The sequence below is a fragment of the Acinetobacter sp. V102_4 genome, from assembly GCF_031799005.1.
In the GTDB taxonomy this organism is placed as follows: Bacteria; Pseudomonadota; Gammaproteobacteria; order Pseudomonadales; family Moraxellaceae; genus Acinetobacter; species Acinetobacter calcoaceticus.
This window is the reverse complement of record NZ_JAVQNR010000041.1, coordinates 39,526-51,020: the sequence shown is the minus strand read 5'-3', so window position 1 is coordinate 51,020 and position 11,495 is coordinate 39,526. Positions and strand designations below refer to the sequence as shown.

Annotated in this window: 9 protein-coding genes; 4 read left to right on the top strand and 5 right to left on the bottom strand. The window is 38.6% G+C overall.

Going from position 1 to position 11,495, the window contains the following annotated elements; translation table 11 throughout:
- Positions 1 to 165: 165 nt before the first annotated feature.
- Positions 166 to 660 carry a transcription elongation factor GreB gene (greB, locus tag RMB13_RS12375; RefSeq protein WP_017391789.1) on the bottom strand — a complete coding sequence of 165 codons (495 nt, stop codon included), beginning with the start codon at positions 658 to 660 and terminating at the stop codon, positions 166 to 168.
- Positions 661 to 1,032: 372 nt separating this feature from the next.
- On the opposite strand from greB, the gene RMB13_RS12370 reads away from it, so the two are divergent.
- On the top strand, positions 1,033 to 2,145 hold the full coding sequence (locus RMB13_RS12370) for a transglycosylase SLT domain-containing protein (protein WP_311085380.1): 1,113 nt from the start codon (positions 1,033 to 1,035) through the stop codon (positions 2,143 to 2,145).
- Positions 2,146 to 2,236: 91 nt separating this feature from the next.
- On the opposite strand, the gene RMB13_RS12365 is transcribed toward RMB13_RS12370, so the two are convergent.
- Positions 2,237 to 2,620 carry an SCP2 sterol-binding domain-containing protein gene (locus tag RMB13_RS12365; RefSeq protein WP_003650124.1) on the bottom strand — a complete coding sequence of 128 codons (384 nt, stop codon included), beginning with the start codon at positions 2,618 to 2,620 and terminating at the stop codon, positions 2,237 to 2,239.
- A gap of 204 nt (positions 2,621 to 2,824) precedes the next feature.
- Positions 2,825 to 3,730, bottom strand: coding sequence for a tRNA 2-thiocytidine(32) synthetase TtcA (gene ttcA, locus RMB13_RS12360; protein WP_311085379.1), 906 nt, complete (start codon positions 3,728 to 3,730; stop codon positions 2,825 to 2,827).
- A 504-nt stretch (positions 3,731 to 4,234) separates the two neighbouring features.
- Here ttcA and RMB13_RS12355 point away from each other — a divergent pair.
- Both RMB13_RS12355 and htpX read left to right on the top strand, forming a co-directional pair.
- A complete protein-coding gene (locus RMB13_RS12355; protein WP_311085378.1) occupies positions 4,235 to 5,095 on the top strand; it encodes a lytic transglycosylase domain-containing protein in 861 nt (286 codons plus the stop codon).
- 247 nt (positions 5,096 to 5,342) lie between these two features.
- On the top strand, positions 5,343 to 6,248 hold the full coding sequence (gene htpX, locus RMB13_RS12350; protein WP_003650116.1) for a protease HtpX: 906 nt from the start codon (positions 5,343 to 5,345) through the stop codon (positions 6,246 to 6,248).
- A 49-nt stretch (positions 6,249 to 6,297) separates the two neighbouring features.
- On the opposite strand, the gene RMB13_RS12345 is transcribed toward htpX, so the two are convergent.
- Together RMB13_RS12345 and RMB13_RS12340 are read right to left on the bottom strand one after the other, a co-directional pair.
- Complete coding sequence (locus RMB13_RS12345) at positions 6,298 to 6,873, bottom strand: DUF4112 domain-containing protein (protein WP_311085377.1); 576 nt, start codon at positions 6,871 to 6,873, stop codon at positions 6,298 to 6,300.
- Between the two features lie 73 nt (positions 6,874 to 6,946).
- Positions 6,947 to 10,042, bottom strand: a complete 3,096-nt coding sequence (locus tag RMB13_RS12340) for a multidrug efflux RND transporter permease subunit (protein WP_281834580.1) — start codon at positions 10,040 to 10,042, stop codon at positions 6,947 to 6,949.
- A 263-nt stretch (positions 10,043 to 10,305) separates the two neighbouring features.
- Between RMB13_RS12340 and RMB13_RS12335 the strand changes: the two genes are divergently transcribed.
- Positions 10,306 to 11,448, top strand: a complete 1,143-nt coding sequence (locus tag RMB13_RS12335) for a glycerophosphodiester phosphodiesterase (protein WP_311085376.1) — start codon at positions 10,306 to 10,308, stop codon at positions 11,446 to 11,448.
- Positions 11,449 to 11,495: the final 47 nt, after the last annotated feature.

The window sequence follows — 11,495 nt, the reverse complement described above, 5'->3', positions numbered from 1 at the left end:
AGATTCGAACTCACGGAGGACTCACACCCTCGTCGGTTTTCAAGACCGGTGCATTAAACCGCTCTGCCACGCTTCCAACGAGCGCTATAATATAAACAAAAACACAAGTTGGCAAATCTTTTATTTAACTTTTAATTCAAACGCTCAAAATAAATACAAATTGATTTATTTTTCTGGGTTTTCGCTCTTTTCATAGCGAATTGTATTGATATACCAAAGCTTTTTCCCAGATGGCGTGTGTACTTCAATCTCATCATCTACTTCTTTGCCAAGCAGTGCACGGGCCATAGGCGATTCAATCGAAATATGCTGCGGGTGATGATCATAAATTTCATCAATCCCCACAATACGTAAAGTTTTTTGCTCACCCTCTTCATTTTCAATCTCGACCCAAGCGCCAAAATAAACCTTACCGTCTTGCTCAGGTGAGTAATCAATGATTTTTAATTCTTCTAAACGTTTTCCTAAATAGCGTACTCGTCGATCAATTTTTCTAAGGAGCTGCTTATTGTACTGATAATCTGCATTTTCACTGCGATCACCCAAGCTTGCAGCCCAATTCACTTTCTTTGTGATTTCCGGTCTTTCTTCATGCCAAAGTTGTTTTAATTCAGCAACTAATTTGTCATGCCCTGATCGGGTGATTAAGTTAGATTTCATGATTAAAAACCACTGTTCAACAACATATCGCTTACAAGATGTAGCATTTTATACCCTATTTTCTCATATCAGAAGTGTATAAATTTTCTTCCTTAAGAAATTCATGTGTTTATGATGATATATCGAATATTTAATTGTACGAAATTTGACAATACTTTTTTTCAATACTATGATGCGCGCAGATTAAATGTTGAGCATTTTTTAACCTTTTAGGAAACTATGTAGATTTTCTACACAGTTTGTTTTTTTCATTTCATGTCATTTTGAATGACGTCATGACTGCCCACCCCTTATTGAATTTATCAACTTTTAAAAGTTATGGCAGCTTATTGTCTGACTTTTTGGGCATAAATTATCTGTAGCGGAGACAACATGCACAGTAATTCAAGTTCAGGGTCGAGGCTTTGCCTTAACTCTTTATTTTCTTCTCTCCCGTTAAAAGCGCTTGCACTCAGTACTATGCTTTTTCCATTTCATAGTATTAATGCAGGAAAAACCCTACAGTACAATACTGTAGTAAATACAAATACTCTAACTGTTGTTGCGGTAGAAAGCCCGACAAACGTTTTCAAAGAAGATCAGTTTTTACATGGTTTTGGTTACGACTTAGCACGTAACTATGCACAAACCCTTAATGTAAAGCTGGACTTTAAAATCGTGGCAGACAATGCCACTGCACTTAGATGGGTTCAGCAAGGTAAAGCAAACTTTGCAATGACGACCGCTGGTTTAAGTACCATCGAGAACAAAGGTTTAATGTCCTTTTCTGCAAGTTGTGGTGACACAGTCGATTTGCAAAAAAATGGTTTAAATCCTGAGTTAAGCTGGGTGTTTAAACAAGCTGATGACCCTCTTACCCAGACCGCTAGTGGCTTTGTATGCCAAAGTAAGCAAAATGGTGTAACCCAGCAACTTGCTTCTTTCTATAATCGTAATGTGGTGAAACCAGAAGCTTGGTCAACCATTCAACGTGACTTAACGACGCGTTTACCGATTTATAAAGCGAGCTTTAAACAAAGTGCAGCTAAATATGATCTCGACTGGCATTTACTTGCAGCCATTGGTTATCAAGAATCATACTTAAAGCCAGAATCTGTTTCTCCCACAGGCGTTCGTGGCTTAATGATGCTGACCAATAGCACTGCTCGAGCAATGGGTGTGAGCAATCGTAGTGATCCAGCTCAAAGCATTCAAGGTGGCGCGAAGTATTACGACCAGATGCTAAGTGAATATGATGATATTCCTTTCCCTGATCGGAACTGGTATGCGCTTGTAGCCTATAATATGGGACCAGGTGCGGTAAACCAGATTCAGAAGCGCTTGCAGGCACAAGGGAAAGATCCAAATCAGTGGGTTAATCTCTACGATTATTTGCAAAGTAATAAAACGCGTAATGGTCGATATAAGCAAGCGGTTCAATATGTCACTCGTATTCGTGCTTATCTTGAACATATCAAAACGGCGCAAACACGAATCAATATCTAATTTTTATTGTTTAAAAGTTGATAAATTCATTGTTTGTATAAATAAAAAGCTTACCTCTATGGGTAAGCTTTTTATATGAATTCTTTGAAATTTAAGCTGTTTGCTCTAACACTTTCTTGAACAAATCTTTTTGTTCTTGGCTTGGCTTGGCTGTTTGCAAAGCCATCAATTGAGACATATCACCTTGAACTTTAATTTTACCAGTCATGAATGCCTGCATAGCAGCAGCCATATCAAACTCTAAGAATACTTTACGTAAAGTTTCAGCATCCATGTTTAAAGTTGTTTTGGCATTTGAAGACAAACCTTTTTTGATTTTACCCCCATCTAAAGCTAATTCGGTATTTCCAGAAGCATCTGTAACTACTAAATTAATTGCCAAATTCGCAAGAGCGGGTGGCAAATTAAGATCCCCTGCTTCAGCAGTTAATTTTTCGACAGTAGCAAACCAATCTTCAGTTAAAAATGCAGGCATGATTCTTCCTCAAATTTATTTGTTCAATTTCTCTAGTTGTCTATCCAGACAACATCATGTGAAGCAATTCTGCTTGAGCGTTGTTATAGCATGTAATTTAAATTTTGGGCTATGACTTTTTGTACGGAACATTCATTTTTTAGTATTTTGATACATTAAAGGCACTTGTTTATAAAGTGCCTTTAATTGACTTATCAAGTAGTTTTACTCAGCAGCAAAACTTAAGTTCACGACATCTAAACGGTTTTTAAGCTCTTCAGTATCTTTAAAATCCAGCTCGCGCTGAGAATCTAGCGCTTCGAAATCGAACAGTTCACGGTCCGCTAACTGAGATGGAGATACGTTTTGTAACGCACCGAAAATGCTGTGTAAACGTTTCGGATATTGTTTATCCCAGTCACGTAGCATTTCATTGAGCATGGCACGCTGTAAGTTTTCCTGCGAGCCACAAAGATTACATGGAATGATTGGGAACTGACGTAACTCAGCATATTTGATGATGTCTTTTTCTTCAACATATGCCAATGGACGAATCAGAATATTTTTCTTATCTGATGATAAAAGCTTTGGAGGCATCGCCTTTAAACTACCACCATGAAACAGATTTAAGAAGAACGTTGCAAGAATGTCATCGCGGTGATGTCCTAAAGCAACTTTAGTCGCACCAATTTCTTGTGCAAAGCCATACAACGAACCACGACGTAAACGCGAACATACTGCACAGTAGGTTTTACCTTCCGGTGTTAAACGCTTAGTAATGGTATAGGTGTCTTTTTCTAAAATGTAATATGGAATGTTATTTTCTTCCATATAACGAGGTAAGACATCTTCAGGAAAGCCTGGTTGCTTTTGGTCAAGGTTAACCGCAACAACATCAAAATTGATTGGTGCAATACGTTTAAACTGCAACATGATATCGAGCAAGGTATAACTGTCTTTACCACCAGACACACACACCATGACCTTATCGCCCTCTTCAAGCATATTGAAGTCACGAATAGCATGCCCAACTTGACGGCGAAGCTTCTTGAGCAAACGGTAATAGGCCGAGCTTGTTGGAAGTTCAGGCTTAAAATTAAATCCCTGATTAGACTCAACTGGCGCGTACATAGACGAGATATACCCATAAATAAAAATACCGCGCAATTTTATATGATTCGGACGAGAATCGCATCAAAAGAATAGTTTCAATTCTTGAAGCCGTCACATTGCTCCTGCATGATGCAAAAGTCGTGCTCTATTTTGACTGAAGCGTTCAAAATTTGTGCAAAGTGCTTACTTTTTGGACTTTTCCACAGTTTTCCACAAAACCTGTGGATAAAATTGTGGATTTCTTCGTACTTGACAAACTGTTTAGGCCTTCTGTTAAGGGTTTTATTTAAATTGATCATTTTTTAACCAATGTTTTTTACCCTTTAATATCAACATGTTATCCAAGTCAATAGAATCATTTTAAAAATAATTTTTAATTTTTTTTGATGAGCATTCGAACAAAACAGCTTGATTTTTTGAAAGAGTCGAAATAAAAAAAATTACACAAAAGTTCTTTCTGTAATATTTTTTGATAAACTCTTCGACAAGTTTTGAATACCTTAAAATTGTGAATAACATAAAATGAAAAAATCGGTTCAATTTCTTTTTTCTTGTTTCGTGGGGATGACCACTTTTTCGGCCGGCATAACGTCGAGCTCAGCAGGTCAGATGTATATTTACCAAGATAAAAATGGTAGTACATTGCTGACGAATCGAAAAAGTTATGATCAATCACTTAAGAAAGTAAAAGTGACCTATTACCCTGACAGTAATATTCATAGTTATACGAACTGGGGAGCCTCAGAAGCCTCTGTTCTACCAAGCTACAATAAAAATAAAAATGCTTTTGACCACATTATTAAACAGGCTGCACAGCAACACGGCGTATCAGAAGGCTTAATTAAGGCCGTCATGCATACCGAGTCAGGATTTAATGTAAATGCTCGCTCTCCAGTCGGGGCGCAAGGCCTTATGCAGCTTATGCCTGCGACTGCACGTCGATTTAACGTGACCAATGCCTTCGATGCTCAGCAAAATATTTTTGCAGGTGCAAAATATTTAAGCTGGCTGCTCAAACGTTTTCGTGGCAATACACAAATGGCTCTTGCTGCTTACAATGCAGGTGAAGGTAACGTTGATAAATATGGCGGTATTCCACCTTTTCGTGAAACACAAGATTACGTGCGCCGTGTAACCAGTCGATATCAAAACTTATATTCATCTGGTTCAGGTTTTTCATCTTTTACTAATACTTCTGCGCAAGTCTCTTCTCAATCTTCTAATTTAAGGGACAACACAACAGCGCAAATAGCAGCGCCAGCACCTAAATATTCCTCTTCTCGTCAAATTGTGACTTTATCTAATGGGACATTTACTGATGCGCCTACGGGTACTTATGTCACGAACAACGCCACTGCTATCGCACATATTCGAATTGAATAAAAACTTTTAGTGACGGATCTATTTCCTCAAGTTCCTGTGCTTTAAATTGTAATGATCTATTACCTGATCCTTACCATTTAGGCGAATTTAGCCAATAATTCTTTAAATTTAGGTACATTCTGCTACGTGAAAGAATGTATCAATTCCTTATTTTTTTCTTGAATTTTTCTCCTAAGCCCCGCATATTAGCTGCATGATTTAGAATTTGTAAATCAGATAACATTTTATTTATAAGAGGGTTTTCTCAATGATGCGGATTGGTTTGTTTTTGCTTACCAACCTCGCGGTACTGGTTGTAGCTGGCATTATTTTGTCACTCTTCGGTGTCGGTAGTTACCATGGCGCGGGTGGCTTGAATCTAGGCAACCTTTTAGTAATCTGTTTTGTGTTTGGTATGGTGGGATCTTTAATCTCGTTATTCATGTCAAAATGGATGGCTAAGAAAACGACCGGTACAGAACTGATCGACCCGAATGCTCCTCGTAACCAAGCTGAAAGCTGGTTATTGCAAACAGTCGCTGAACTTTCTCAACGTTCTGGTATTAATATGCCGGAGGTTGGTATTTTTCCATCATATCAATCCAATGCCTTTGCAACAGGCTGGAATAAAAATGATGCCTTAGTTGCCGTTTCATCTGGTCTACTTGAGCGTATGAATAAAGACGAGCTCCGTGCTGTGCTTGCGCATGAGATTGGCCACGTTGCAAATGGTGATATGGTTACCCTAGCACTCATCCAAGGTGTCGTGAACGCCTTTGTAATGTTCTTTGCTCGTGTAGTCGGTGACTTTATCGACCGTAATGTTTTTGGTCGTCAGGATGATGAAGCACCGGGTATGGGTTACTTCGTTATTACCATGGTATTAGATATTGTCTTTGGTATTCTCGCTTCTGCGATTGTGATGTGGTTCTCTCGTTATCGTGAATATCGTGCTGATGAAGCCGGTGCGCGTTTAGCAGGTAAACAAGCAATGATTTCTGCATTATTACGTCTACAAGCTGAGACAGAAATGCCAGATCAAATGCCAAAAGAAATGAAAGCTTTCGCGATTGCGGAAGGTAAAGAACAAGGTTTTAGCTTAGCTGCTTTGTTCCAAACCCACCCAACAATTGAACAACGTGTGGCAGCTTTACATCAATTAGATTGCCCATAAAACGTTTAACGTGAAGAAATAAAGCCTCCAATCGGAGGCTTTATTTTTATTACATGGTTTGATAGAAGCTCCACAGATAACTTGCTCCCCACCAAACAGCCAAGCCAATTAAAAGTAGTACAAAAGCACCTAATAAATCGGGTATATGTAACCATAACCAACTCACCACAGGATTACGCCAGAAAGCTGAGTGCTGCTGCTTCTTTTCGAGCTGTTCATGTAAATATGGATGAACGACATGAATATCACTTTGAATCGCATATTCTTCACGTATGTGCGTATGCACCACATCTAATGCTTTTCTACTAGGTCGTATAAAAATATCGAAAATAGTTCCTGCAACTGGAACAAAGCCCACTACAGCATCTACAACTGCCAGTTTGATGACTGGAGTTAATTTATGTTGGGGCACACCAATTTGTTTGGCTTTATAAATGGCATAGCAAGTCAGCGCGAAACCAGCGACATCACCAGCAATTGGAATAGTACTCAGTGCAGCATCAGCACCAATACCCTGCTTTGTAAAAGGAATGCGAACTGCACTATCCATCATGGTGGCAAACTTGGCAAGGTCTCGTTCTAGTGCGATGACCTGCTGCTCTGTTAATTTTTTTTCTTGAGGCATCTCAACCAAATACACTAAGGAAAGTTAAACTTAATATACTTGATTTAATGTCTCTTTTTAAAATAGTTTGCTTTTAACTAGAAGCTTTCGATCTAAACAATGAACGAAGCAACACGTACATCACTGGAATAAAGAATAAAACCAGCACAGTACCAAACATGACGCCACCTAAAATACTAATACCGATTTCTTGGCGACTCACAGCCCCTGCACCTTGTGCAAAGACCAAAGGGATTACTCCAGCACCAAAGGCTAAGGAAGTCATTAGAATGGGTCTTAAACGCAAGCTAGCGCCTTCTAAAGCCGCTTGAATCGCATTCTTACCCTTTTCTTGAGCCAAGGCTGCAAACTCAACAATCAAAATTGCGTTTTTACACGATAGGCCAATCGTGGTTAATAGTGCGATTTGGAAATATACGTCATTCGGCAGGCCGAAAATATAAGAGAAAATTACACTTCCCCCTACGCCCAGCGGAATAGAAGTCATCACAGCGGCTGGAATGCTTAAGCTTTCATACAAAGCTGCTAAACATAAGAAAATAAAGCCCGCTGAAATTAAATATAACCAGACGGCCTGATTTGTCGACTTCTGTTCTTCAAAAGATAAACCTGTCCACGCTAAACCCACATCCTTTTGCTGATTTACGAGTTGTTCAACATCTTTCATTGCCTGACCTGAACTGCTGCCACTCGCAACATCTGCCTGTAGCTGTAAAGCACTATATCCCATATAGCGTTTTACGATTTCAGGAGCTCCGCCCCAACTAAAGTTAGCAAATGAACTAAAAGGCACCATTTCATTTTGGTTATTACGTACAGACCAGTTATATAAATCTTCCGGTTTCGATCTGAACTCCGCATCACCTTGAATCATGACACGCTTGATACGACCGCGGTCAATAAAGTCATTTACATAAGTTCCACCCCACGCACTCGACAGGGTGTTATTAATTGCAGGGAGTTCTAAACCATTTGCTAATGCTTGTTTCTGGTCAATCTTAATATTGAGGTTTGCTTTACTATTGGTTGATTGCTTATCAAAGTTTTCAAAACTTGAGTAGCTTTTGCTCTGTGTTTGCAACTGACGGAAGGTGCTATCTAGAAAATCTTGCCCCTGCCCATTTAAATCTTGAATCCATAAATCCATACCATCAGTTTGACCTAAACCATTGACCGAAGCAGGTAAAGTCACATTGATTTGAGCATTATTAAAACGACTAAAATATTTCATCGCACGCTTTTGTATAGCGTCTGCCGAATCATCTTTTCCTGTACGCACATCCCACGGTTTTAAAGCAATAAATCCTTGTGCCAAGTTCTGTCCTGTACCCGAGTAATTTCGGCCATAACGGATTAAAACCAAGTCGACATTTTTATCTTCTTGAGTCAGGAAATATTGACGAACTTGTTCACCAATTTTCTGACTTTGAGAAATTGGAGCGCTATCAACAAGCTTAATTTGAACACTTAAAATGCCTTGATCTTCTTTAGGAATAAATCCACTTTTTAAACCGCTATAGAACAGGGCGAAAACAGCAATCAAAGCCACAAAAATCACAACAACCGATTTACTGTAACGAATGCTTGTTTGTACGATCTTGATATATTGATTTTTAAGTTGATCAATTTTTTGGTTAAACCAAACCGCCCAACGCATAGGCTCAGGGTTAGGTTTTAAAATTAGGGCACACAAAGCTGGTGTAAGCACTAAGGCAACGACGAGCGATAACGCCATAGCAGCAACTAAAGTAATGGAAAACTGACGGTAAATCACCCCAATTGAACCACCTAAAAAGGACATTGGAATAAAAACCGCAGTTAAAACCAATGTAATCCCAATTAAAGCTCCACTAATTTCTCCCATCGACTCAATGGCTGCTTCTTTTGGTGTTAAATGCTGTTCATGCATGAGCCGTTCAACGTTTTCGACAACCACAATGGCATCATCAACTAACAAGCCAATGGCGAGTACCAGTGCAAATAAAGTTAAAGTGTTAATACTAAAACCAAGCACATATAAGACAGCAAAAGTTCCTAAAATAACAACCGGCACAGTAATACTCGGAATGAGTGTAGCTCGCCAGCTTTGTAAAAATAGGAACATCACCAAAATAACGAGAATAATCGCTTCAATAAGCGTCTTTACAACTTCCTTAATCGACTCTTGAACAAACGGCGTGTTATCTCGTGGATAAACAATTTTATATCCGGCTGGTAACTTGCTTGTAACCTGATCTAGAGTTTGATGAATAAGCTTAGAGGTTTGAATTGCATTCGCACCTGAAGATAACGAAATACCTAAACCAGCAGCAGGATAGCCATTAATGGTGTTAAAAGACTGATAGTTTTCTGCACCCAACTCAACTCTGGCAATATCTTTTAAATAGACATAGCTCGCTGTTTGATTTGATTTCACTACAATATTTTTAAACTCTTCGACTGTTTTTAGTCGAGAACCTGCTGTAACTTTCGTATTTAAATACTGCCCATCGATAACAGGTAAATCACCAATCGCACCTGCGGCCACCTGTGTATTTTGAGCAGTGATTGCACTGGCAACATCACTTGGCATTAAATTATATTGTTTTAATTTATCGGGGTTTAGCCAGATTCGTATTGCATATTGCGAACCAAAAACATCCGACTCGCCTACCCCTTCAATACGGTTCAGGTCATCTACCACATGCGTAGTTAAGTAATCCGATAGCTCAATGTTCCCCGCTTTACCTGTCGAGTCATATAAACCTACCACCATAAAAGTATCACCGAGTGACTTACTTACCGTCACTCCTTGGCGTTGCACTTCATCGGGCAAACGTCTTATGACGCCACTAATACTATTTTGTACTTGTACCTGTGCCGTATCAGGATTTGTTCCATTATCAAAACTAATTGTAATTCGGCTACGCCCTGATGAGTCACTGGTCGAACTGAAATAAAGTAAGTGATCTATGCCCTGTATTTGCTGTTCTAAAATCTGAGTAACACTTTGCTCAACCGTTTGTGCATCTGCCCCACTATAACTTGCCGATACTGTAATTTTTGGAGGTGCAATATCAGGATAACGTTCTACGGGTAAATTCAGCACCGAGAAAATACCAAATGCCATAACAATAATTGCTAGTACACTGGCAAAAATAGGGCGCTGAATAAAGAATTTAGATAGCATGGCTGCTCAGAATTAAGTCGTCAATTAACAGGTGGCAATACCGAATTCGGCATCTTGATCATCAACGAGCGATATATAAAAGACAAGTAGAATTAACACAATAAATGCAATTAAGACAAAAACAAAGCCAGAATGGGCATTTCCTACAAACCCATAAACAAGGTTTTAAAAAGTGTCACTAAAAATTCATGAATTCTTCATGATCATGTCAAGTTCAATCGGGAGACTAGTTTCGTTTAGACTAAAACAATATGAGTAGAATTATGTTTAAAAAAGCAATTTTATGCTTAAGTTTAATTAGCTTAGTTGGTTGTAATGACGATGATAAAACTGAAAACACACCAACTACGCCAGAATATCAACTTCCTAAAATTCTAGTAGTAGGACACCGTGGCGCTAGCGCTTTACGTCCAGAACACACTTTAGCTTCATATCAAAAAGCCATAGATGATGGTGCAGATTTTATTGAACCAGATCTAGTATCCACAAAAGATGGTGTATTGGTTACTCGCCATGAAAATGAGATTGGCGGCACAACCAATGTAAGTACCTTAGGCCAGTTTGCAGACCGTAAAATAACGAAAAATATTGATGGTAAAGACTTAACTGGTTGGTTTACAGAAGACTTCACTTTAAGTGAATTACAGCAACTTAAAGCACGTGAACGTATTCCAGAATTTCGACCAGCAAACACAGCTTATAACGACCTTTACCCTGTCCCAACTCTAGAACAAGTGATTGAGCTGGCTGAAGCAAATTATAAGAAAACGGGAAAAATTATTGGTTTATATATTGAAACCAAACATCCTACTTACTTTAAAAATCATAATCTGGCAATGGAAGATACCCTTCTTAAAACATTAGCCAAATATAAATATACGCGTGATATTGCGCCTGTTTATTTACAGTCTTTTGAAGTGAGTAATTTAAAATATTTAAAAGATCAGCTCGACCTTCATAAAACGATTAAACACGCACAAATCATTCAACTATATGATGCTAAGACTTCACAACCAGCCGACTTTGTTGAATCTGGAGAAACTAAAACTTATGCCGATTTAGCCACAGCACAAGGTTTAAAAGACGTGGCTAAATACGCAAACGGTGTAGGACCAAGTAAAGGCTATATTCTTAACTTTAATAACAATGGCTCAGTTCAAACGACTTCATTTATTTCTGATGCACATACGGCTGGCTTAAAAGTACATCCTTATACTTTCCGTCCAGAAAATAATTATTTACCAAAGCCTTTAAAATGTAGTCAAGATAAACCAGCGGAGCGCTGTCCATCTGGTGCGTTAAAAGAGTTTGAAGCCTATTTCAAAGCTGGTGTTGATGGTGTCTTTACAGATGACCCAGCACTTGGCCGTGAAGCCGTTATTAATTATGAAAAAGCCGCAAAATAATTAAAGTTTTTAATAAAAAAAACAGGGCAATAAATGCCCTGTTTTTT